The 23,829-nt window shown below is 33.5% G+C and carries 21 protein-coding genes; 17 read left to right on the top strand and 4 right to left on the bottom strand.

The genetic code is table 11. From position 1 onward, the window contains the following. Position 1 precedes the first annotated feature (1 nt). On the top strand, positions 2-1,588 hold the full coding sequence (locus tag NK213_RS13000) for a glycoside hydrolase family 57 protein (RefSeq protein WP_253349839.1): 1,587 nt from the start codon (positions 2-4) through the stop codon (positions 1,586-1,588). Between the two features lie 158 nt (positions 1,589-1,746). Continuing rightward, a complete protein-coding gene (locus tag NK213_RS12995) occupies positions 1,747-2,106 on the top strand; it encodes a VOC family protein (protein WP_253349837.1) in 360 nt (119 codons plus the stop codon). Between the two features lie 120 nt (positions 2,107-2,226). Here the strand turns inward: NK213_RS12995 and NK213_RS12990 are convergent, their stop codons facing one another. The 3 genes from NK213_RS12990 to NK213_RS12980 form a co-directional block, all read right to left on the bottom strand. Then, entirely contained in the window at positions 2,227-3,045 is an 819-nt protein-coding gene (locus tag NK213_RS12990; protein ID WP_253349835.1) for an alpha/beta fold hydrolase, read from the bottom strand. A gap of 104 nt (positions 3,046-3,149) precedes the next feature. Beyond that, complete coding sequence (locus NK213_RS12985; RefSeq protein ID WP_253349833.1) at positions 3,150-3,932, bottom strand: EFR1 family ferrodoxin; 783 nt, start codon at positions 3,930-3,932, stop codon at positions 3,150-3,152. A gap of 121 nt (positions 3,933-4,053) precedes the next feature. Beyond that, complete coding sequence (locus NK213_RS12980; RefSeq protein WP_253349831.1) at positions 4,054-4,461, bottom strand: MarR family winged helix-turn-helix transcriptional regulator; 408 nt, start codon at positions 4,459-4,461, stop codon at positions 4,054-4,056. A 410-nt stretch (positions 4,462-4,871) separates the two neighbouring features. Here NK213_RS12980 and NK213_RS12975 point away from each other — a divergent pair, with 410 nt between their 5' ends. The 11 genes from NK213_RS12975 (at position 4,872) to NK213_RS12925 (ending at position 20,540) form a co-directional block, all read left to right on the top strand. Next, on the top strand, positions 4,872-6,116 hold the full coding sequence (locus NK213_RS12975; RefSeq protein ID WP_253349829.1) for a TolC family protein: 1,245 nt from the start codon (positions 4,872-4,874) through the stop codon (positions 6,114-6,116). Positions 6,117-6,129: 13 nt separating this feature from the next. Then, positions 6,130-7,251: an efflux RND transporter periplasmic adaptor subunit gene (locus NK213_RS12970; RefSeq protein WP_253349827.1), complete on the top strand. Its 1,122-nt coding sequence runs from the start codon at positions 6,130-6,132 to the stop codon at positions 7,249-7,251. A gap of 25 nt (positions 7,252-7,276) precedes the next feature. Beyond that, positions 7,277-7,963, top strand: a complete 687-nt coding sequence (locus tag NK213_RS12965; RefSeq protein WP_253349825.1) for an ABC transporter ATP-binding protein — start codon at positions 7,277-7,279, stop codon at positions 7,961-7,963. Continuing rightward, entirely contained in the window at positions 7,960-9,174 is a 1,215-nt protein-coding gene (locus NK213_RS12960) for an ABC transporter permease (protein WP_253349823.1), read from the top strand. Before NK213_RS12965 ends, NK213_RS12960 begins: the two co-directional genes overlap by 4 nt. A 203-nt stretch (positions 9,175-9,377) precedes the next feature. Then, positions 9,378-9,815 carry a MarR family winged helix-turn-helix transcriptional regulator gene (locus NK213_RS12955; protein ID WP_253349821.1) on the top strand — a complete coding sequence of 146 codons (438 nt, stop codon included), beginning with the start codon at positions 9,378-9,380 and terminating at the stop codon, positions 9,813-9,815. Between the two features lie 473 nt (positions 9,816-10,288). Then, entirely contained in the window at positions 10,289-10,543 is a 255-nt protein-coding gene (locus NK213_RS12950) for a hypothetical protein (RefSeq protein WP_253349819.1), read from the top strand. 15 nt (positions 10,544-10,558) lie between these two features. Then, on the top strand, positions 10,559-17,359 hold the full coding sequence (locus NK213_RS12945) for a transporter (RefSeq protein ID WP_253349817.1): 6,801 nt from the start codon (positions 10,559-10,561) through the stop codon (positions 17,357-17,359). A gap of 271 nt (positions 17,360-17,630) precedes the next feature. Further along, the gene (locus tag NK213_RS12940) at positions 17,631-18,173 is read left to right on the top strand and encodes a TetR/AcrR family transcriptional regulator (RefSeq protein WP_253349815.1); all 543 of its coding nucleotides are present in this window, start codon (positions 17,631-17,633) and stop codon (positions 18,171-18,173) included. Positions 18,174-18,468: 295 nt separating this feature from the next. After that, positions 18,469-18,672, top strand: coding sequence for a hypothetical protein (locus NK213_RS12935; RefSeq protein WP_253349813.1), 204 nt, complete (start codon positions 18,469-18,471; stop codon positions 18,670-18,672). Positions 18,673-18,683: 11 nt separating this feature from the next. Then, complete coding sequence (locus tag NK213_RS12930; protein WP_253349811.1) at positions 18,684-18,824, top strand: hypothetical protein; 141 nt, start codon at positions 18,684-18,686, stop codon at positions 18,822-18,824. Positions 18,825-19,256: 432 nt separating this feature from the next. Further along, positions 19,257-20,540, top strand: coding sequence for a DKNYY domain-containing protein (locus NK213_RS12925; protein ID WP_253349810.1), 1,284 nt, complete (start codon positions 19,257-19,259; stop codon positions 20,538-20,540). 264 nt (positions 20,541-20,804) lie between these two features. Here NK213_RS12925 and NK213_RS12920 read toward each other — a convergent pair whose 3' ends face one another. Beyond that, entirely contained in the window at positions 20,805-21,512 is a 708-nt protein-coding gene (locus NK213_RS12920; RefSeq protein ID WP_253349808.1) for a histidine phosphatase family protein, read from the bottom strand. 241 nt (positions 21,513-21,753) lie between these two features. Here NK213_RS12920 and NK213_RS12915 point away from each other — a divergent pair, with 241 nt between their 5' ends. The 4 genes from NK213_RS12915 (at position 21,754) to NK213_RS12900 (ending at position 23,758) form a co-directional block, all read left to right on the top strand. Further along, complete coding sequence (locus NK213_RS12915; RefSeq protein WP_253349806.1) at positions 21,754-21,957, top strand: hypothetical protein; 204 nt, start codon at positions 21,754-21,756, stop codon at positions 21,955-21,957. Positions 21,958-22,033: 76 nt separating this feature from the next. Then, positions 22,034-22,273, top strand: coding sequence for a hypothetical protein (locus NK213_RS12910; protein WP_253349804.1), 240 nt, complete (start codon positions 22,034-22,036; stop codon positions 22,271-22,273). 216 nt (positions 22,274-22,489) lie between these two features. Then, the gene (locus NK213_RS12905; protein ID WP_253349802.1) at positions 22,490-23,167 is read left to right on the top strand and encodes a YoaK family protein; all 678 of its coding nucleotides are present in this window, start codon (positions 22,490-22,492) and stop codon (positions 23,165-23,167) included. Between the two features lie 381 nt (positions 23,168-23,548). Continuing rightward, entirely contained in the window at positions 23,549-23,758 is a 210-nt protein-coding gene (locus NK213_RS12900) for a hypothetical protein (RefSeq protein WP_253349800.1), read from the top strand. The last annotated feature ends 71 nt before the right edge of the window (positions 23,759-23,829 follow it).

Genomic DNA, 23,829 nt, shown 5'->3' with positions numbered 1-23,829 from the left:
TATGAAAGGATATTTTAGTATGATTCTTCATGCCCACTTGCCTTATGTTAGGCATCCGGAATATGAGGAATTTTTAGAAGAAGACTGGCTGTATGAAGCGATAAGTGAAACTTATATTCCTTTATTAAATATGTTTGAAAATCTTACGAAGGATAAAATTCCGTGGAATATTACAATGACTATGTCAGGTACTTTGGCAAATATGTTAAATGATGAACTCTTAAGATCAAGATATGAAGTAAGTCTCAATAAGTCACTGGAATTATGCAGACTTGAAGTGGAGAGACTGAAAGATCAGGAGGAACTCCTAAATGTAGCTAAATTTAACCTAAGCTTTTTTAAAAGAGCGAAAGAAACATTTCTGAGATATAATGGGGATTTGATAAAAGCATTTAAAAAGTTTCAGGATAACGGAAATCTGGAAATTATTCCTGTAGCTGCCACACATGGCTTTCTTCCGTTTATGAAAGATTTTCCTGAAGCAGTAAATGCTCAGATACTAATGGCAAAAGAGGATTATAAAAACAACTACGGGAAAGAGCCAAAAGGAATATGGCTTTCTGAATGTGCGTATTATCCCGGACAGGATAAGTATCTTGAGAAAAATAATCTAAAGTACTTTATAGTAGATGCTCATGGGATTATGTTCAGTTCCCCGAGACCTTTGTACGGAGTATATGCACCTGTTTATACATCTAACGGTGTAGCTGCGTTTGCAAGGGATCTGGAATCTTCCGAGCAGGTATGGAGTTCGGAAATAGGTTATCCTGGAGACGGAGTTTACAGGGAATTTCACAAAGATGCAGGATATGAGCTGGATTACGATTATGTAAAGCCGTTTTTGCACAGTGACGGCGTAAGACGAAATATCGGTGTAAAGTATTATGCAATTACAGATAAAAACAGCGGCGACAAAAGGGTGTATAATCCTGAAGCTGCATATAACAGAGCTAAAGAACACGCACGTGACTTTGTAAACAACAGGTCAAAGCAGCTTGGCTACCTGAAATCTCTTATGAGAATGAGAGATCCTATAGTGGTATCGCCTTATGATGCAGAGTTGTACGGTCACTGGTGGTTTGAAGGACCTGCATTTCTCGAATGGGTTTTCAGATATATGAAAGATTCTGATTTTAACAGCATAACACCGTCGAAATATCTGGAAAAGTACAAGGTTAATCAGATTGTAGATGTAAATCTGTCAAGCTGGGGAGCAAACGGTTACTATGATGTCTGGCTTGATGAGAGAAATGATTATGTATACAGACACTTACACAAGGCTGCACAAAAGATGATAGAGCTGGCAAACGGCCGTGATCCTGAAAATGATCTTGAAAAAAGAGCATTAAATCAGGCAGCAAGAGAACTGTTAATGGCACAGACTTCATGCTGGGAATTCATAATGTATACCGAGACAATGGTAGGATATGCAAAAAAGAAAATAAGTGATCACATAAACAGATTATTTAAAATATATGAGGATTTCAACGGAAATACACTAGAAGAAGAATGGATAGAGGAGATAGAAAGCAGAGACAATATATTTCCTACAATAAATTATAGTATATATAAAAGTGAAAGACTCTAATAAATGACCTAAATAGAATCAAAGAGATAAATACAGAAAAACAACTGTGGGATTTCTTGTGATTCTATTTTTATTATACTGATATTTTGTTGGAATATGACAAACTGTTGACAAGTCTTATATGGTAAACTAAAAATAAATGAAAAGAGGTGTTTTGAATGAAGAGTTATGATAATTTTTTTCTCCCTGTGGATAATATGGAGATCGCAGAAGAATACTATTCGAAAATTCTGGGGTTGTCATTGAAATTTAAGTTTGAAAATATTGGGATGACAGCTTTTAACGTAGGTAATGAAGAACCGGCAATAATACTGAAAGATAAAAGGATGTATGAGGATATGAAACCCACAATTTGGTTTACAGTGGATAATGTCATGGATGAGTACAAAAATCTTTTGGAAAAAGGAGTGGATTTTTTATCTGAGCCGTTTAATATAAAGACCGGAATGGCTGTGGAATTTTATGATCCGTTTGGAAACAGGCTGGGGATCACTGACTATACGAATATTCAGAAATAAAGTCAGATAAATATTATAATAAACCAGTATATAAAAAAATGACCGAGATATCAGGAGTTTTGAAGGAATTATAAATTTCTCGTTCGCTTCTGATATTTTAGTCATATAAAAAATTTTATATTAATAACGTGTTCTTTTCAGCCAGTTTCTAAAATGTTCCCTGAATAATTCAGGCTGTTCGATCTGTAGGTTATGTCCTGCACCGTCAAGTATTGAAAAACCTGCACGGGGAAAGTTATCAAGGAGTCTGAGCATGTCTTTGTAGCCGACACTGTCATCCTGTCTGCCTGTGATTATAGCAGAAGGCTTACTGTATACAAGACTTTCAAAATCATCTTCAAAGGAAAAACCATATCCGTTTTCTCTGTAAAAAGCAAGGAAGTTTTTATCTGCGGATTTTATTGACGGAAGTATATTATTTTTGTAGTCTGTCCATGTATTGTTTGTGATGATAACAGCCATTTCCCCAAATTCTTTGATTTCTTCTTCAAATTCTACGGAGTCTGTAATTTTTTCAGAATAAACAGTGCTTTCCAATGGAAGATTTCTTTTAGTGTAATCGGAAATAATGCACGGAGCCAGAAAAAATATACCGTCAGTCTGATGTGAAATTTTTTTTAGTATCCCCATAGAAAGATAGCAGCCGTATGATTCAGCAGCAAGCAGAAAATTTTCTCCGTCAGTAACGTAATTAATGAAATCCAGAAGGATGTCCAGCATTATATCGGCATTTTTCAGCCACGGTGCAGCTTTGGATTTTCCCATTCCCGGCAGATCAATGTAAATTCGTTTATATGGTGTTTTCTCATCTTTAAATACAGGTTCAAGACAGCTCTTCATAAGGTTATGATCCACTGTATAACCGTGTATACAGATGACGGGCTTTCCTTCGCCGTGTATTTCATAATAAATACTCGTATCTTTTATTTTATACTCCATTTTCCCTCCATAATAAAAATAAAATTCTTAATTATAATTATAAAGAAAAACAGCAGTAAAATCAATTATTATAATTATTTTCCATAAAAAACAGACTCAGAAAATTAGTAACTTTTATTACTTTCAGAAAGTTCTTTCCAGTTTATATCAGGATTAGTATATCTTCTTCTGTTTTGTGTTTTATTTTTGAAATTAATGGCTTTTTCAGGACAGTATTGTATACATGCTGTACACTGCTCGCAATGATGTAAGAAATCAGGCTTTTTTCCTTCCAGCTTTATGTTATCCACCGGGCAGACTTTTACGCATATTCCGCAGGAAGTACAGTTTTCAGATACATTAAAGTGCTGGTCTTTAGTATGGATAACTTTCATTTCTTTGTGATACCACCACTCTAAAAGAGAATTCTTTTTTCCTGTTTTGTTTTTATATTTATTTTTTATGTTTTCCATAATAGGAATAAGGTCTTTGTCAGATTTTTCAGTTATTTCTTTTACATTTTCCTTCATATTGTACATGACTACATAGTTTGAGAACATTTTTAGTTTAGCAGAATAATCAAGATGAGCGCCTTTTTGTTCAAGAAGTTCTTTAAGCTGGGCAAATGCGTTTCCGATTATGCTGCCGCACGTATTAACAGTGTAGTAATAAATATTATCATCTTTTGGTAAAACTAACTTTGAAATATAATCGGCGGCAGCAGCAGGGAGACCTGCGAAATATACAGGATATACAAAGCCTATGCTTTCATAATCTCCGTCAAATTCATAGATGTGACTGCTTCCCATTGGGATAATTTCAGTGTTTTCTTTGTTTTTCGATATTGTTTTGGCAACTTTCAAACAGTTTCCCGTACCGGAAAAATAGAAAATCAGATTTTTTTTCATGTTTTTTACTCCTCATATAATAAATTTTTGAATCTTCAAATAACATTAAGCCTATACTTAATATTATAGTTAGTTTTGTGAATTAACTATTTTTATAAATATTGAATAAAATGAAAAAATTTTATTCAACAACCAGACATAATAAATGTACAAGCTGCTTATATTCTTCTTTAGTGAGTTTTTTGGCAATGTATTTTTCAAGGTCATTGTGTGCAAGTCTGCAGCTGTTATAAATTTCGAGTCCGTTTTTGGTAAGTCTGATATGGTATGTACGTTTATCTGTCATAGACTGTTCTTTGTAAACAAGATCTTCTTTTATTAATTTATTTACAATAGCTGTTATTGCAGGTTTGCTCAAATTTAGTTTTTGTGCTACTTCTCCGTAAGTAGGAGCGTCCATATCGCCGATAATATCAATATATTGAAAAAAGTTAATGTTAATATTTTCGATATTGTATTTTTCCAGTTCTGATACTTTGTAATTTAGAAATCTTTTAGAAAGAATTTCGATAATATCTGCAAGTTTCATAGTTATTCACCTGTTTTTATAAAAATAGTTAATTCATTGAACTAATTGTATTATAAATATATGGAATTGTCAACCATAAAAATAAAAATGTTGACAATAAAAATATAAAATGTTACACTCATAAAATCTTATATAAAATTTTTTCATAATAGTTAGAATGCTAACTAATTTATAAAAAATTTTATATAAAAAAATTTCATAATATAGTAAGAATGCTAACTATTTTTTTCTGAAAAAATTGAAGTAGAAGTATTTTTTTATTCGTATATGGAAAAATACAATCTTTTTATGACTGATTAGTCATAGAGTTTTTTGAAATAAATTGGTAAAGGAAAGGAGTCATTTAGTGAATCAGGTTATTTGCACAGAGATGTGTCAAAAGAAAGTAAAAATTATAAAGAGGAGGAATAATGGAAAAACTGCTTAAATACATAATATTGATGATGTTTTCAAGTGTTGTTCTGCTTAGTATTAATCTTGACGGAGCTATAGAACAGTTAAGGTCACAGTCTTATACCACAGAAAAAAATAAACTTAATCTTGACTCTTATGAAATAAACAGGGAATTGATCGATAAAGGCGAGTGGAACGGCGTGACTATGAATGTAGATAACAAATATTACGATACTGTGGGAAAAAGCCATTATGGTGTTTCAGCCCAGGCAGAATACGGAATTTTTAATTACAGATTTGATTATGATACGCTTAATGATGAAATTGTAGAAAACAGGGTTGGGGTAAGCAAGGATTTGAGAGAACTTTATTACAGCAAATATGATTCAGAACGGATCATAAATGATTTGTCCCTTGAAAAGCAAAAAGTCCTGAATCTTCAAGAGCTTGATACTCAAATAGTAAATTTAATTGATTTATATAAAAATTACAAAAATAAAGAAAAAGAGATAGAAATAGAAGAAAAGTCACTTGAAGTAAAAAAAAGAGATTATACAATAATAATGAAAAAATATGAAGTCGGAACTGCATCAGAATTCGATCATATATCTTCCAGAGCTGAATACGAAAAGGCTATTCTTGATTTGGAGAATTTGAGAAGAGAGCTGCTGTTATACAGGGAAAGCTTTTCTATCTATAACATTGTTACAGATGGGAAATTCGAGAATATTGAAAAAAAAGAAGTTGAGAAAGTTGATTTTTATAACATAGGAACAACAGATCTTGATTCTCTGAAATATGACGAAAAGATTAATAATGAAAAATTAAAAAGAGAAAAATATACTACAAGTATTCCTGAATTAAATGCCGAAATGTCTTATTCTTTTGAAAATGATGAGGTTATTGTAGGTTTGGGAGTGAAAAAGACAGTTTTTAACTACAAAGGGGACTATGAAAATCTGAAAAACGAACTGAAAAAAAACAAAGTAGATTATTTAGATAAAAAAGTAAATGTAGATAATAAAATCAAAGAAAATATGATAGAGTATACCACATTGCAGACCAATGAACTGATAGCACAAAAGGATCTGGAAGTAACAAAAAAAGATTATGAGGTTTATTCCAAAAAGTATGAGCTGGGTGTTTCCACTTACAGTGATTATCTGGAAAGATTAAACAAATATAATATTGCCGAAAAAGATTTTGTAAAAGCACAAAATGAGTTGTCGAGTTTTACACATAAAATAAAATATATGAACTAGGATGGTGAAAAAATTGAAAAAGAAAGTAATAATTTTGAGTTTAATAATAATTATACTGTTTACAGGGTTTTTAATATTTAAAACAGTTTTTTCAAAAAATAAAGATGAAACAGTGTATGAAGTAGTCAAAGCAGAAAAGGGAAATTTTGAATTATTTGTGGAAGAAGAGGGGGAAGTAAAGTCTAATAATGAAATATCAGTGTATACTTCAAAAGCCCTTATGGTTTCCAAAAGATACTTTGAGCTTGGAGATACTGTAAAAAAGGGTGAACTTATTCTGACTTTTGATCCTACTGATAAGAATACTGCTTTGAGAAAAGTACAGGAAAAAAAAGTTACTTTGGAGCAAAAACAGCGTAATTACAGAAATTCAAGCGAATTAGTAAAAGTAGGCGGAGCTTCAAAGACTGAGACAGAGGATATAGCATATGAAATAAAAAATCTTCAGCTGGAAATTGCCACACTGGAAAGTGACTACAGACAGTATGAAGACAGGATAGTAAGTCCGGTAGACGGTGTTATATCTGAAATGATCGCAGATGATAATTACAGGGTAAATACAGACAGTCCTTTGTTCAAGATAACCAATATAAAAGATCTGTCAGTTAAGGTAGATTTTACAGACTATGATGCCAAAAATATAAAACTTGGGCAGAAAGCAATAATCACATCTGATGCTCTGCCAGAAGGGGAAACTCTCACTGGCGTGGTAACAGAGATAGCAAGCACAGCGACAAAGGATGAGTCCTATAACGAAAGTAAAGTGGAAATAGAGATAAAATTTTCTAATCTGGAAATATTTCTGAAACCGGGAAATGTAGTAAATGTGAAAGTTTTGTATCTCGAAGAGGTGAATGTTATTAAGGTTCCTTACACAGCAGTACTGGATGAGAACGGCAGATTTTATGTTTTTGTAGTTGATGAAAAAAGCCAGATAGTGAAAAAGGAAGTAACAGTGGGGTCAACAGATAATAACTATTATCATATAAAAACAGGAATAAGTGAAAAGGAAACACTGATAAAAAATGCTGATGCAAATCTAAAGAACGGTGAAAAAGTGAAAACAACTACTGAAGCGGTAAAACCCGGAAAAGAAGCTAAAAAAAATAATCAGCAGGGACCGCCTATGATGTAAAGTCTGGTTGAGAAAGAAGGGTAGAATGATAGAAGTAAAAAAGATAAAAAAAGTTTATGAGAACGGTCCGCTTTCACTGGAAGTTTTAAAGGGAATAGATCTGAAAGTAGAAGCCGAAGAATACGTGGCACTAATGGGGCCCAGCGGCAGCGGCAAATCCACATTTATGAATATTTTAGGCTGTCTGGATCAGTTAACCGAGGGAGAATATTTTTTGGATAACATTGATATATCAACTATGACTCAGGATGAATTGTCTGTGATCAGAAACCAAAAGCTGGGCTTTGTTTTTCAGTCGTTTAATCTTCTTCCAAAATTATCGTCACTGGAAAATGTTATATTACCTGCTATGTATGCCAATATGCCGAAAAAAGAAAGATATGAAAGAGGAGTAGAAGCCTTGACAGCGGTTGGGCTTGGCGACAGAATACACCATAAGCCCGGTGAACTTTCCGGAGGACAGAGACAGAGAGTGGCTATTGCGAGATCGGTAATAAACAGCCCGAAAATACTTTTAGCGGATGAGCCGACAGGAAATCTTGATTCCAGATCTGGTGAAGAAGTATTGAAAATATTCCGAAATTTGAATAATAAAGGAACAACCATAGTTATGGTAACCCATGAGGAAGATGTGGCGGAACACTGTAAAAGAATAATCCGGCTTAGAGACGGAATCATAGAAATAGATGAAGAGGTGAAAAACAGAAGATGAATTTTATAGAATCACTAAAAATGGCAGTTACAAACCTGTTAAGTTATAAAATGAGGTCATTTCTTACCATGCTGGGGATAATTATAGGAATAACTTCTGTTATTCTTATGTCCTCATTGGGTTCCGGAGCTACTGAAAAAATAACCGGAGACCTTAATAAGCTGGGAGTAGGGAATTTTGACGTATCTTTGGATACTTCTGTGGATAATACGAAAAACAGGCATCGCTTGCAGCAGAAGCATATTGATATGATAAAAAATATAAGCGGTGTGGAATACGTGGCACCGTCGGGAAGCTCAAGACAAAGGCTTGAAATGAAAGGATTTCAGAACTTTACAATGGTTTTCGGATCAACTCAGGAAACATTTGACATTGAAAATACACAGATTTTGTTAGGGCGTTATTTTAACTCAAGTGAATACAGGAAAAATGGTTACTATGCAATAATTGATAATGTAACCAGTGCAAAAGTCTTTGGGGAAGCTTCACCCATAGGACAGAAAATAACACTTAAATTAAAAGATATCGGCTATAAAGAATATACAGTAGTCGGGGTATTTAAGAATCCTGTGGCAAGTATGAGCAGTCTGCTTGGCGGGAGCAGTCCCACACTTGTATATGTTCCCTATGAAAATTATCAATATATAAGCAAATTAGATGAAAAGTATCACGATAGTCTGAAAGTAAAGGTAAAGGATCCTAATGACCTGGAGAGGGTTATGAGTGTTACTTCGGAGACCTTAAATAAAGAAGCAAAAATAGAGGGATTATATCAATCTGTGAATTCAAGTTCAGGTTTAGATCAGTTTAACAGTATTCTCAGTATGCTCTCAATTTTTGTGAGTTTCGTAGCCTCGGTATCATTACTGGTAGGTGGTATCGGCGTGATGAATATAATGCTTGTAAGTGTTACTGAAAGAATAAAGGAAGTAGGTCTGAGAAAGGCAATTGGGGCTAAAAATAAAGATATTCTTCTGCAGTTTCTAATTGAATCCATTATACTTACTCTTACAGGCGGATTAATAGGAATATTTTTAGGAACAGTTTCAACTGTGATAGTATCAAATATTCTGGATATGAATCCGGTAATAAAGGTAAATATAATCTTCCTGTCACTTACTCTTTCCACTATGATAGGAATTGTTTTCGGAGTATATCCCGCATCAAAAGCAGCAAAACTGAATCCGATAGATGCCCTCAGGGTAGATTGATTTTTTTATGGAAATGCAGGGAAGACGGTAGACTTAAAGAAAAGATATTGGATTTTTAATTTTATGTCATTTTGGTTCTGTATCCCTGTTTTTTCTTTAAGATAATTTTTAAAATCTTTGTTCTTTCATAGTCTGGAAGTACCTGAATAATTGACAATGGAGCTGTTTTAATGATATAATTAAAGGAAAAGGAAGTAAAGAGAATGAATCAAAATGATACAATTATTTTTTCAATAAGGGCACTTGCGAATCAGATAAAGCGGTTTATTGATAAAAATGCTGTAAATCTTGATGAAGGCCTGACAGGAATGCAGATTGCAATTATAGGATATATAGGCGGAGTGGAAGGTAAATTCGATGTTTTTCAGAAAGATATAGAAGAGGCTTTTAATATCAGACGTTCTTCTGCTACCAGAATTTTGAAATTTCTTGAACAGGAAGGATATCTCACAAGAATTCGTGATTCTGAGGATGAACGTTATAAAAGACTTGATCTGACTAAAAAATCTGAAGGTTTATATAAAAAAATAATAGAAGACCTTGAAAGAAACGAAGAAGTTGCCAGAAAAAGCCTTACAAAGAAAGAAATAGAAACATTTTTTAAAATATTAGATAAAATAATGAAAAATATGTCATGTTAGACATAAAAAAATATTTTTTACCAAAAAAATGAATTATTGTTAAATACGTATAGTTAGCTAGATACGTATTTTTTTATAGTAAAATAGTTAGTAAGGTAATTAATTTTTTTGCTTTATATAGTTACCTTTCTAACTATAATTAATTTGTATTTAAGGGTTTTGACACCATTTTGACACATTAAATTGTTATTATTGAAACTCTGACACAAGGTAGGGATTTTATTTGGAATGTTGAGGAAAAACAGCAGTATTTTTGAAAGGAGGAAAAATTTCTGTAAAAATTATTTATGAAATTTTCTTTTTTAATGTTTGTAAAAGTTTTTAGCAGAATATGTAGACTATTTGCATATAAAAACTAATTAGAAAAGAGAAAATCTGAAGGAGGATGTAGCTTTGAGCCGGAAATGAAAGTCAGACATAAGAGACGGTATGTGAAAATCAAAAAACAGAGAGAATATATAAAAGGAGCATAAATGAAAAAGATAATAATATTATTTTTAACTTTTATCAGTTTTATTACAAATACAGCACAAATGTACGAGTATAATAAAGGACTGAGAGAAGGAACAGGAGGAAAATTCAGACAGCATCAGGCGAGGACAAAAAGACAGGAACAGGCACTTGCTAAAACAAACAAACAAATAGAAAAAAAGACATATGAGGTTCAGGAAATAGAGGAATTATTGTTTCAGGTGGAACAGTACAAAATAGAAAATAATATATGGTAGCTACTGGGAGGAGATATGAAAAGAAATAAGAAATTATTAGTGTCGTTTCTAGCATTAAATTCGATACTAGCGTCTCATGCAGAAGGAGCAGAGACTCAGATTTCAGCAAAATATGACAGAATGTATAACAGCATTGTGAAAAATATAGAAAATGGAAAATCCAATACTAAAAATTACCAGGTAATAGAACAAATACTTAATCAAAAAAATAAGGAACTAAAAGATTTATATTTACAGAGTGATTATATTGTAAAACCTGAATATTTGGAATGGCAGGTATTTTTTACGGGATTTTACGAGGAATATAACAAAGGTGTAGATAATTCCAAAGAAAATGCAGAATATCATTCAAAAGTTACTGGATATTATGATGCAAACGGAAATTATGTAGTAACAAGCGGAACAGCAGGCGGCCTGTCAGGGAAAGCATATCAGCCGCTGCAGACACCGAAGTCAGTAACTTTAGGAGTGAGCGTTCCATTAAAATCAATAACTAAAGATGTACAGGAATTGTCGCTTAATCCTGAAAGAGAAATAAGCAGTTCACCAGTTGCGGCGGAGATAAACTCACCTACAAAGACTGTAAGTGCTAATGTGAATGTGGATGCTTTCTCAATAGATATTCCTGATATTGAAGCACCTACTGTTCCAAGCATATCAAGTTTTAATGTGACTACCCCAGATACAGGAAATGGTGATGATACATTTAATTATTTAAGCACTTCAAGTTATTATACTGCTAAAATAGCTCAGTATAATCTTACATCAGGACTTTTGGAAGGAACATGGAATACCAATTCTTATTTATCAAGTTATAATACAGAAAATTTATATGGTTCGGCCAATCCTAACGGGAGCTGTTATACAAGCGGATATTGCGGAGTTATGACTGATTTAACTACAAATACAACTTTGACGTCAAGTGGTCCGACTGCATTATATAAACTGGGCGGAGCAGAAAAAATAACGTTAGGTACTGAGGGAGATGTAACAGCATTAGTAATGAGAATAACAAGTAAAGTAGGAAGCAGTTATACAGGGACTCTTCCGCATTTGATACAATATGATCCTCATGGAAGCAGAAGTACTCTTTATACGCAATTTGACACGGATTATTATGGAAATGCACTGTCTGCTGCATCATGGACCAGTTCGACTATGTATAATTATTACGGAGGATTGTATAATTATGCTACATTAGAAGGATATGGCGATAACTTTATAATAATAGCACTCCAGTCGCATACAGGGTCTTTTAGTCCTACAGTACGTAATTACGGAAAAATAATCGGATATTACGATGATGTTAATTATACAAATGGCGGCTCAAAACAAGTAGCATTTACATTTACGGCGGCTCAAAGCCATAGTGCCAATGCAAATAGAAGATGGGAATTATATAATGAAGCAGGCGGATTAATCGAGATGCAAGCAGCACAAAGTATAGCAGTCAATTTTGGGACAACAGTAAATCTGTCTTCAATTCCGCACTATGTTTTCTATAATTATGGAGATGTGGTTTTATACGGTAGTAACAGTTATGGGATAAAAACTTCATCGCTGGTAACAAGTGTGGAGAGCAGCCCTTCGTTAAAATATTCCAAACTGGTATTAAAAACCCCAATAAGAATAAACGGAGATTCAAGCATAGGAATAGAACTAGCAAATGATATGGATGACGGTTATGCCAGCACGACGAATGCTGTAACAGGCGGTGTAGGGTATGATGAGCAGCCGGCAGAAATAAGAGTTACAGTGGGAGATGAAAAAAATCAGTATGCCGGAAATATAACAGGAAAAGATGCGGATTATGTTGAAGGTTCTATAGGTTTATACGTTACTAATTCAACAGGTTATGAATACAGAATAAAAGATTACGAATTCATATTCGGAGATTATGCAAAAGACAGTGTTTTAGTATATATAAACAATGGAATTCTGACTTTAGATAACGTAACATCTTCTGCGATTAATATAACTTCCGGGAAAAATAACACAGGTCTGGCAGTGATTGGAAATAACTCAGTATTGAATTTATATCCTGATGTGATAGTAGGAAGCAGTTCAAACAAGGTTGATGGGACAACAGCTTTATATGCTTCAACAGGAGGAAAAATAAATCTTCTGGATTCCAATACTATAGAGACAAATGGAGCAAAATCTCATGGAATAGTCCTTATGGGCGGAAGTTATTTAAATGAGGAATCTGCTGGCGGAACATATAATTTTATAGTAACAGGAGACAGCAGCGGTACACTTTATGTGAAGAATTCTACAGTAGATTTAGATAATTCGATTGTTAATATTTCGGCTACAGGAGATAGCTCAATAGGAGTATATAACAATGGAGGAACTGTTGATTTAGGTACTGGAACATATGAAGTGGGGACAAACGGTGTACTTTTATATAATATTGATGGAACATTGACAACAGGTGCCACGAATTTTACAGTTGGAAACGGTTCAATATTTTCAATATCTGAAACTACAGGATCAACAACTAAAACTAACTTTACATCAGCAGGTACTTTGAACTTACTATCAGGAGCAACCGGCTTTCTAGTTAATGGAAATATTGGTACATATTTTTCTACATATTATACTGGTTTAGATAATTTAGATGTAGTAGTGGATGATGGTGCTACACTGTTGGCGTTACAAGGAGCCAGTTCTATTTTATCATCATTGAGTTTCGGATCATTAAATTCTTACTTCAACAGCTTAACTATAAATGGAAATGTAGCTTCACTTTTGGAAGGAACACTTGCAATTGATCAAAATGTGAATCTTGACGACAGCACAGATGCATATAACGAGATAGAAAAGTCATTAATAGGAGTAACTGTTAACAGCGGAATCAGCATGACAGGATCACAGGCGAACCAAATAGCATTAAGTGATAACTTTTCTTCTGTTACCGGAGTTACATATAACAATATGATTAATAACGGTACAATAAGTCTTTCTGGAATAGAATCAATAGGAATATATGCGAATAACGGCAATATAACAAATTCTTCTGTTATTTCTGCTACAGGAAACAGCAGTTTTGGTATTTACGGAGAAAACGGAACAACAACAATAAATACCGGTTCTATTAATATAGGAGATGAAGGTATAGGTATTTACGGAGTGGGTTATCAGGATCCGGCAACTCCGGGAACATACGGCGGAGGAACGATCAGTATTACAAATACCGGAAGTATTACAGGGACAGGCGGTTCAGGAACAATAGGGATATACCTGGATAATAACGGCGGTGTTGCTTTGAGTAATGCAACAGTAACATTAACTTCGGGAAGTGTAATAGACCTTGGAAATGTATCTGATGCAGTGGGAGTCTATGTAAACGGAGGAACATTAACGGGAAGCGGCTCTACAATAACAGTAGGAACAAACGGAGTCGGACTTTATGCCAATGACAGTGATGTTGATTTAGCTAACACAATTATCAATTTGAACGGAGATAATGCGCTGGGAATGTATCTTTCAGGTACATCTTCATTGGTAACTTCAGGAACAAATACTATAAATATTGATGGTCAGAATGTAGTTTTATTCTATATAGATTCAAGCGGATCAATTTCAAATAATTTTGAAGTAGGGAGTGTTACATCAGGATCGAGCTACACTCTTGGTAAAATAGTAGGCGGAGCATTTGAATACACAGGAAACAGCAATCTTGCATCAAATGGTACACTGGTATCCGGAGAAAATGCAGCTGTATATTTGAGCGGTTCGACAATTACTTCATCTGCCGGATCGACTAATGTAGCTGCCGCAGCACTGGACGGGCAGTATGCAGGATCATTGCCGTCTGGAATGACTTCTGGTATAGATGGGGAAAATGACGGAATAATTACTTTTGGTGACAGTTCGCTGGGACTTTACGGAGAAAACGGCTCTAGATTAAGCAATAAAGGGACAATAACTCTTGGGAATTCTTCTGCGGGATTAATGACTTCGGGAAGCGGTTCTCTGGTAGTAAACAGCGGAGTAATATCTATAGGTTCGAACTCTCAGGGAATATATGTTAAAGATGGTGTAAGTGCTTCTAATACAAGTACAGGAAGTATAACAAGCAACGGTTCAGGAACAGTGGGAATATATGCTGATAATAATGCAGTAACACTAATGCCTGTGACAAATGACGGGTATATTGATTTAACAGGAGATAAATCAATAGGAATATACTCGGCAGGAACAAGCACTTCTGATATAAATAATACCGGAACAATTATAGTAGGGAATTCTTCGGATGCTATGGATCCAAGCATGGGAATGTACAGTGCTGCTGCAGGCAGCCAGATTGCAAATTCAGGAACAATAATTTCCGGAGAAAATTCAATAGGGATATACAGCAGCGGCGGTAATGTCATTAACACAGGAACATTGAATATAGGAAATTCAGGTACCGGAATCTATTCAACTAACGGAACTGTTAATTTGAATTCAGGAACTGTAATTAATATAGGTACAAACGGAGCAGTGGCAGTATTCGGGATTTCTTCTGCAATAAACAGCGGGGTCGGTCTTAATATAGGGAACAGTAACTATGGAATTGTGTTACAGGGAGGCTCATATGCAGATCTTGCCGGAAATACCAATACAATAGGAACAGATTCATTGTATCTGTACGCAACAAGCGGTGCAAATATAGCCAGTAATGCTGATTTAACAATGACTGGTTCAGATAATGTGGGATTTTATCTTACTGACGGAGGAACTATAGTAAATACCGGAACAATTGACGGTACTGCCGGAAATAATAATGTAGGGGTATACAATAACGGAGGAATTGTGGATAACTACGGAACTATAGCAGTGAAAGATTCGGATCTGGCTTTCAAAGCAGGGACAACAGATGTTGATGTGGATAACAGTAAATATTCAGTAGGAATATACGGTGAAAATGCTGCAATAACAAACTATTCAGGCGGGTTAATCTCGACAGGCTACGGCGGATATGGTGTAGTAGCTAAAGGAGGAACGGCGGCCAATTATGGTACTATAAGTACAAGCGGAGATTACTCGGTGGGAATGTACACCGAAGGAGGAATTATAACAAATGAATCAACGGGTGTAATAAATGTTTCAGGAAATAATACAGTAGGAATGGGCGGAACAGGTTCAGGCTCGCAGATAATAAATAATGGATATATACAAATTTCCGGAGATAATGCAATAGGAATGTATGCCGGTGCTGGAACTATAATAACCAATAACGGTACAATTGATGTTTCGGGCAATAATGCCAAAGCTCTGGTAGCACTGGATGCAACCAATGAATCACATACTGTAAGTGGCGCAGTGACAGTTAACAGTGCAAGTGATTATACAATATATTCATCATCAAGCAGCTACACTCTGCCTACACTAGTAAATGCCGGAATAATAAAAACAAGCGGTGTGCTGGCACTGGATGGTATACAGGTTATGATAAAAACTGACTTATCAACACTAGTGGATAACGGAGACGGGACTTTTACACTGTCAGGGACATCACTAATAGCTGATACGGTGTCAACAGATTCTGCAATAACAATTTTGGCGGGGTTTTCAGACGGAACAATAGCAAATGTCTATAAATTAGAAGGTGTAATTCAGGCATCATCAGGAGGAACGTATGACTTCATAAGCGGTTCGTTGTTATGGGAAGCAACACCTCAGGTTACAGCTGACGGAGTAGACGTATATATGGAAAGAATTCCTTTTACTACTTTTACAGACGGATTATGGTTTGAAGATTTCGGACAGGCATTGGAAGATAATTATCTGTCAGCTGAAGGAGATGCAGTAACAATATATAATAAAACAGCCTATATAGAGACAGAGGAAAGTTTCAGACACATAATTGCCAGCCTTGCAGGTAATGTATATGCTAATATAAATCAGAGAGAAAAAGATATAGCAAATGTATTTGAAGACTCACTGCATTTACTGCAAAATTCCGATAATAATACAAAAGAAAATGTAAAAATAGCCATAGTAGCTGGAAAAGGAAAAAATAAAGAAGAAACTGACGGAGTGGTAGGATATGATTATACTGCCACAGGAGCAATAGCTTTGCGTGAAGTAGAAAGAACTTACAGACACACATTTGGTTATTCACTGGGATATTTACATACAGGATTTGAATTTGATGACGGCAACGGCAGCGAAGAATGGGTAGATACAATACAGCTCGGAGTGCACAGCAAGTATGCAGCACATGGATGGCAGCTGAGAAATGATCTTACAGGAAGAGCAAGTATACATAATGTAGACAGAAATATTAACTGGGGCGATGAGCTTGGCAGATCAGAAATGAACGGTACATATGAAACATATAGTATAACAAGTGACAATATTTTAGGGAAAGAATTCGGACTTGGAAAAAAAGCCAGTATCATGCCCTATGGAGCATTTAAGGCAATGTATGTGACAAGACCGTCATTTGAGGAAAGCGGTCTTGAAAGACTTCAAGTAGAAGGAAATGATGCATGGAGCGTAAAACCAAGAGCAGGAGTGGAACTAAAAGGTGCGTTGCCGCTGGGGAACAATACGGCATGGCAGCTAAAGGGAAGTCTTGATGTGGCATATGAATACGAACTTGCAGACTTGAACGAAAGAGAAAAAGCAAGATTAATAGCAATAGAAGATGGTTATCATAATTTATCAAAACCGCAGGATGAAAAAGGAATATTCAAAACGAAAGCATCAGTGGGTGTAGAAATAGCAGACAGATACGGGATATTTCTGACTGGTCAGTATTCTACAGGTAATGATAAAGAAGATGATTACAGAGCAGGATTAACGCTAAAGGCAGTATTTTAGGAGAAAAAAAGTACGTGAACTTTCGGGTGTTTCTTCGGAAGAGTTTTTCTCTGCTGTCAAAAGCAGGTGTAATTAAAAAAGATGATTATAACAGTATTAAACCAAAAAGTAATTTAAAACTTTATCTTGGTAATAAACAACCCTTTATATTATAAAAAAATATGTAGAAGCAGTATTTTTGGCAGATAAACAGAAAAGGTCAAGATTTCCGGATTACATGGGGAGAATGATTATCCGGAAATACCCTTTTCTTGTCTCTGAAAGGAGAATGATGGAAAGAAAAGATGTAATCGAAGTAACATTAAGCCTGATGAAAGAAAAGAAACTGGAAAAAACCTCGATTGGAGAAATAGTAAAAAAACTAAAAACAAGTCCGGGAACTTTATACTATCATTATAAAAGTAAAAATGAGATATATAAAGAGATTATGGATTATTCTTCAAATGAGATAATAAGAGTTCTGGAACAGGTGAAATTCACACATAGCAAACAGGATTACTTATTCAGCCTGACAAGGAAACTAATAAGATTTTTGGAGGAAAAGGAAGAAATATTATTTTTTTTAATAAGCATAAAAGGCTCATATTATGCGGAAAAAAAGCCGGAAGCTGAATTTTTTCTTGAAAATTTGAAAAGAATATTTTTAGAAACAGAGACAAGATTTAAATGCGGAAAATATATGACTTTGAAATTAGGAATGTTTCTCGGTTCAATATATGAAATTTTGTATATGAGCAAATTAGTGGAAAAAAGGAACCTGACAGATGAGGAAATAGAGGAAATATGTATCTACTTCTGGATGGAAGGACAATGAAGGATAAAAAGATAAATTTTTAATGTATTTTATATTTATTTAAATTTTATAATTAATTTTATCATATAAAAAAATTATAAATAATAAAAAATATTTTCTTTAGTTCAATAAATAGTGAAAAAATATTTTTTGACACATGATTGACACGTTTATTTGTTATTATATATTTGTTAGAAATGGTAGTAATAATTTTTTATTTTTTGAGCTCACCTGGATGGGCTCTTTTTATTAACATAATACTTATTGTTATGTTAATAAAATAGAATATTATCAGGGAATTTGGAAGGAGCAAATAGTGAAAAAGAGTATTATAATGATATTTACATTAGCAGCGGGGTTATCAGTGTTTGGATACGGAGCTGGAACTAAAAAGAAAACAGATGTTAAGCCGGGGTATCAGAAAGTTTGTGTACAAAAAAGCAAAAAAACAGGGAAATGTTTGAAGTATGAAACAAGAAAAATAACTAACACGAAAAATACTAATATTAAAAAGAGGTAGAGGAGATAAATATGAAAAAATTATTCATAATGAGTACAGCATTATTAATATTTCTGACTTCATGTATTGTTGTAGACGATCATTATCCCCGAGGGTCGAAAAATGATAACGGACGCGGTCATTCAAGACCGCCGAAGCACGGTAAAAGATAAAAAAATCAATCTGGTAGTAAAAGAAGTGAGGTAAACTGATTCTTTTTTTGAATATTTATAAATAGATTCTAAAAGGGACTGTATTCTGTATATTGAAGAATATAGTCTTTTTGTTTTATAAAAAATACTCTTACAGCAGGCAGGTTAACAATGTATGATTTTAAAACAAAACTTTTTTCGCTTGAAAAAAAACATCTGTTCGGCTATAATTTATTATTAAATAAAAAATAATGAAATTGTACGAAAAAATATACTGTTTATTTAAAATTTTAGCGGAATGAAGATAAGGAATAATAAGGAGGAGAAATTTTTCTATACTAGTATTAATGATAATTATCTCTATGCACAGTTAAAGTGCCTTTGTTGAAAAAGAGGCTTAGTTATAAAGTTAATAAGATTTTACAATAAAAATGTTACAAATAAGGAGAGAGTATGAAAAAATGGTTATTAATAGTAATAATGCTTATAGTTGTTATAAGCTGCGGGAATAATAAGGGAAAAAGTATTGCGGAGGATAGAATTTCTGCTGTTGAAAATAACAGCACGGAATTCGAATATCTCATCAGGAATAATCATGTATATTTTGCGGGTATATTAATGGAAGATGCAGATGCTCCGAGTTTTGAGATATTGAATAATTATTATTCCAAAGACAAGAATTATGTTTATTACAGCGGTGAAATACTAGAAGGGTCTGATCCTAGATCTTTTAAGGCTTTGGAATGGGCCTATGGAAAGGATAAAAAATCTTTTTATTCCGGTGGGATGAAAATAGAAGGTGTAGATTTAAAAACTTTAAAAATTTTAGACGGGGGTTATTTTAAGGATAAAAAAAATGTGTATATGTTTTATCAAATAATAAAAGGTGCTGATCCTGAAAGTTTTGAATTAATACCGAAAAGCGGGTATGCGAAGGATAAAAATCATGTTTATTATCAGCAGAATATGATAAGTGAAGTAAAAGCAGCAGATTTTGAAGTTTTGGGTTATGCTTTGGCACGGGATAAAGAACATGTTTATTTTGCCGGAGAAAAAACCGGAGCTGATCTGGAAACTGTGCGGGCATTGTCAGAAGAATATTTCAGGGATAAAGATTCTGTATATTATAATTTTGGGAAAATAAATTATGCCGACCCGAATACTTTTGAAGTTATGAAAGACGGGGAAAGACCGGCGAAATATTCCAAAGATAAAGAACATGTATATTTCGGGTGGGAACAAACAGATGCAGATGCTAAGAGTTTTGTGATATTGGGGAATGGTTACTATAAAGATAAAAATTTCGTCTATTATGAAAATGAAAAAATAGACGGTGTAGATGCTAAAAGCTTTGAAGTGCTGGGAAATGGCTATTTTAGAGATAAAAATAATGTATATTTCGGGAAGAAAAAATTAAATGTTTTAGATATAAAGAGTTTTCGTATTTTGGGGAATAATTATGCCGCAAATGATAAGGCTGTATATTACAAAGAGAATGTAATTTCTGGTATAGATATGAAGAGTTTTGAGGTCATGGATTCTAAATTTTTAAAGGATAAAAATGCTGTTTATTTGTCAGGGAAAAAGCTGGAAGGGATAGATGCCGCGAGTTTTGGCTATGTAGATGAAGCTAAGAGTAAAATATTAGTTAAAGATAAAAATCATGAATATACACTTCAATATTACATTACGGATTTTGATCAGATAGAATGCAGGCTGGAAAGAGTGGATAAATAGGTAATTACAAATTTATATACAGGGAGAAAATGGTTATTAATAAAAGTATTCAAGAATTTATATTGAAGATAAAATATTAAAAGATGTTGATTATGCTACATTTGAATTTACAGGAGAGAAAACTGTCAGAGATAAGAACAGTGAATATAGCATGACATATACCGCTGATGGTTATGGTTTGGAGAAGATAGAAAATTAGGAAATTGAAAAAATCCATGTATAGGAGACTTAGCAGATTCCTGTACATGGATACTTTTATTATGGTTAACTATCTATAAAAGAAGTGTCTCCGACTTTTTCAAGGGAGAATCTCCCGTTTTCTATTTTCAAAATAGTAAGACTGCAATTCGGCACAGTTTCCCCGCTATATTCGTCGGGAGCGTATAAATATAAAATTGTGGGGATTATGTTTCCATGTGAAACAACAAGGGCATTTCCGCCTCCTTTTTCAGTGATGTCATTTATGAGAAAGTCAACGCCTTTTTTGGCACGTTTTAGGATATCGTCGTAGTTTTCTGCTGTTTTGGCAGGATCATTTTCTGCTATTAAATCTGCAATTTCCCTGTCTGTAGTCAGTGATGTGAATTCTTTCCAGTTCGAACGGTCAAGCTTGAATTCCATATTTTTTTCTTTGAATAGGGGTACCCACATATTTGTCTCGTCAATGCCTTCATAACCACCGTAATTCCATTCCCGCAGACCAAAAAGTTCCTGTAGTTCCGGGGTTTCGTTTTTATTGGCGTGGAGAATGATTTTTGCTGTATCTGCGGCTCTTTTGATATCACTGGAATAGGCAGCGTTGAAAGTGATGTTTTTTAGCCCTTCACCCACTTTTTCTGCCTGTGATATTCCCAGTTCGCTAAGAGGGCTGTCAGTCCAGCCGTGTACTTTGGCTTCCAGATTTGAAATGGTTTTTCCGTGCCTTACAATATAAAGAAATATTGTTTTGCTTTGATATTCCGGTTTTTCCATATATTCCTCCCTGTATTATATTTTATTTATCAGATTATTTTGGTATATTTTGAAGAAATTCCAGTATAGCGCTGCTTAGTAAGTTTTACCTCGTTTTTAGCCATATTGCAACAAGATACTTTGAAATGTCCGGGATTTATTACTGTATATTTTTGGGATTTTTTCGAAACTTCGGCTTTCATTTTTTACATTAGGTATATAAAATGTTATAATCAAGGGAAAAATATGGGGAGGTATATTTGTGTCAGGAGTAAAAGGTAAAAGTGGGAGAAAAGCAGGATTTAAAAATCCAAATGCCGGGAGACCAGAAAAACTAAAAGAAAATAAAAAGGTAACATTAAGTATCAGAATTAGTCCTGAAAATTCAAGATGGTTAAACGAGAATACAGATAATAAATCAGAGTATATAGATAATTTACTGATGAACGAAAGAAACAGAAAGTAATTTAATTTTAATAAACATATTGCTTAAATTAAAATATTGTGTTATATTATTGATATAATAAAGGGAGGGGATATCAATGATATCAAAAGAAGCAATATTTAATACATTGTTTGAGGAGAATCTGGCAACTAATCCAAAGCTTTTGGAATTGAATCAAAAGATTCTGAATCTGGAAAATGAATTTAAAGAAAAATATGGTGACAAAGCATTCAGAACTTACTGTGAAATAAGTGAATTAATGCTTGAAGAGCTTTTTGAATGTGTGAAGTTTGGTTTTAGGACAGGGCTGGATTTGAGGAAGTATCTGAAAGGGTAAATAAATTTTCGTTTACTAAAGAATACAGATGTGTTTAGCAAAAATAGTGCTGTAAACATTGGGGTTGACTTTTCATTTTAATGTGCTACAATACATGCGGAAAACAATCGTTTTGTTATAAATCGGCTAAAAAAACTGGACTTATGTCCAGCTTTTTAATATAATGAAAAAATAGTTCTTAGCCGAGCCAATAATAAAACGAATGGAGGAATGTAAATGTTTGGATCCGGACTAAAAAAATATAAACAAACCTCTGATACTTTTAGATTAGGAATTTTATTAAGTATGGTCGGAGGATTCACTGATGCCTATACTTTTATTATCAGAGGAAATGTATTTGCAAATGCGCAGACGGGAAATATTGTTCTTTTGGGACTTAAGATAGTCGAAGCTAAATGGGGAGAGGCAGTTTTTTATCTTTTTCCGATTTCGGCATTTGTTTTAGGAGTTTTGGCAGCTGAATTTATCAGAACAAAACTTAAAAGCAGGAAAAGAATACACTGGAGACAGATTGTTATTCTTATAGAAATTTTTGTATTATTTATTTTAGCTTTTGTACCGCAGGGAAACTACAATATTATTGTGAATATAGCAATTTCATTTATATGTTCGCTTCAGGTAGAGAGTTTCCGTAAAGTAAACGGAAATTTATCGGCAACTACAATGTGTACAGGTAATTTGAGAAGCGGAACAGAGCAGTTATATAAGTATATAATGCTCAAAGACAAGGCTGCTAAAGAAAAATACATGATTTACTATGGTTTAATACTGTTTTTTATAGTAGGAGCAGTAGTTGGAGGTCTTTTTACAGAACTGCTCCGTGAAAAAGCTTTGTTTGTATGCTGCGGGATTTTGTTAATAGTATTTGCCGTGATGTTTAAAGATGAAATGTAAAGGATAATGTCAGATTTGATATTATTCTTTTTTTATTTTTATTATATTAATAATGTTTGACAAACCTTTGTTTTTAGCAGTGAAATATGTAATAAGAATAAAATTATAAATTTAACAAAAATAGTAAATTATGAATGAAATACACAAAATTAAAATAATAGTCGTATTTGTTTAATTTTGCGAATACATTCATATAAATATTGTACTAAATTAATTCTTTAAAGTCAATTTTAACATAAATAAAATTAAAATATGATAATTTGTCAGACTTATGTGTAAAAGATTAAATTATTTTTTTTGATTCGCAAAATTAAACAAATGCGAATATTTAAAAAAGCATGTAGAATTATGTAGAATAATGTTATTTTGAAAGGAGGTTTAATGAGAAAAAGTATAATTATATTTTTGATTATTATAGGAAGTATCTCTATGGCAGATAAGAAAAATATCCAGAAGGCAGAAATTCCTGATATGGAAGCACAGATGGAAAAAGCTGACAGGATAGAAAGCTACAGGGCCAAAAAAGATGTAGCATGGCATAAAACAGAATATAACAAAGTATTGAAATATCTTAATAAGTCCAGAAAATAGACCAGTTATAAAATGTCAAGGAAAAAAAGAAGAATTTTTAAATAAAAAAATGAGTATCACAAAATAGACAG

Source organism: Sebaldella sp. S0638, from assembly GCF_024158605.1.
In the GTDB taxonomy this organism is placed as follows: domain Bacteria; phylum Fusobacteriota; class Fusobacteriia; order Fusobacteriales; family Leptotrichiaceae; genus Sebaldella.
This window is presented reverse-complemented; position numbering and strand designations above follow the sequence as displayed.

Coding starts and splice junctions, on each gene's coding strand:
- NK213_RS12985 (WP_253349833.1), bottom strand. CDS start 3,932: ATGAAAAAAAATCTGATTTTCTATTTTTCCGGTACGGGAAACTGTTTG.
- NK213_RS12995 (WP_253349837.1), top strand. CDS start 1,747: ATGAAGAGTTATGATAATTTTTTTCTCCCTGTGGATAATATGGAGATC.
- NK213_RS12950 (WP_253349819.1), top strand. CDS start 10,289: ATGAAAAAGATAATAATATTATTTTTAACTTTTATCAGTTTTATTACA.
- NK213_RS12975 (WP_253349829.1), top strand. CDS start 4,872: ATGGAAAAACTGCTTAAATACATAATATTGATGATGTTTTCAAGTGTT.
- NK213_RS12900 (WP_253349800.1), top strand. CDS start 23,549: ATGAGAAAAAGTATAATTATATTTTTGATTATTATAGGAAGTATCTCT.
- NK213_RS12925 (WP_253349810.1), top strand. CDS start 19,257: ATGAAAAAATGGTTATTAATAGTAATAATGCTTATAGTTGTTATAAGC.
- NK213_RS12965 (WP_253349825.1), top strand. CDS start 7,277: ATGATAGAAGTAAAAAAGATAAAAAAAGTTTATGAGAACGGTCCGCTT.
- NK213_RS12940 (WP_253349815.1), top strand. CDS start 17,631: ATGGAAAGAAAAGATGTAATCGAAGTAACATTAAGCCTGATGAAAGAA.
- NK213_RS12960 (WP_253349823.1), top strand. CDS start 7,960: ATGAATTTTATAGAATCACTAAAAATGGCAGTTACAAACCTGTTAAGT.
- NK213_RS12955 (WP_253349821.1), top strand. CDS start 9,378: ATGAATCAAAATGATACAATTATTTTTTCAATAAGGGCACTTGCGAAT.
- NK213_RS13000 (WP_253349839.1), top strand. CDS start 2: ATGAAAGGATATTTTAGTATGATTCTTCATGCCCACTTGCCTTATGTT.
- NK213_RS12910 (WP_253349804.1), top strand. CDS start 22,034: ATGATATCAAAAGAAGCAATATTTAATACATTGTTTGAGGAGAATCTG.
- NK213_RS12980 (WP_253349831.1), bottom strand. CDS start 4,461: ATGAAACTTGCAGATATTATCGAAATTCTTTCTAAAAGATTTCTAAAT.
- NK213_RS12930 (WP_253349811.1), top strand. CDS start 18,684: ATGAAAAAATTATTCATAATGAGTACAGCATTATTAATATTTCTGACT.
- NK213_RS12990 (WP_253349835.1), bottom strand. CDS start 3,045: ATGGAGTATAAAATAAAAGATACGAGTATTTATTATGAAATACACGGC.
- NK213_RS12905 (WP_253349802.1), top strand. CDS start 22,490: ATGTTTGGATCCGGACTAAAAAAATATAAACAAACCTCTGATACTTTT.
- NK213_RS12920 (WP_253349808.1), bottom strand. CDS start 21,512: ATGGAAAAACCGGAATATCAAAGCAAAACAATATTTCTTTATATTGTA.
- NK213_RS12945 (WP_253349817.1), top strand. CDS start 10,559: ATGAAAAGAAATAAGAAATTATTAGTGTCGTTTCTAGCATTAAATTCG.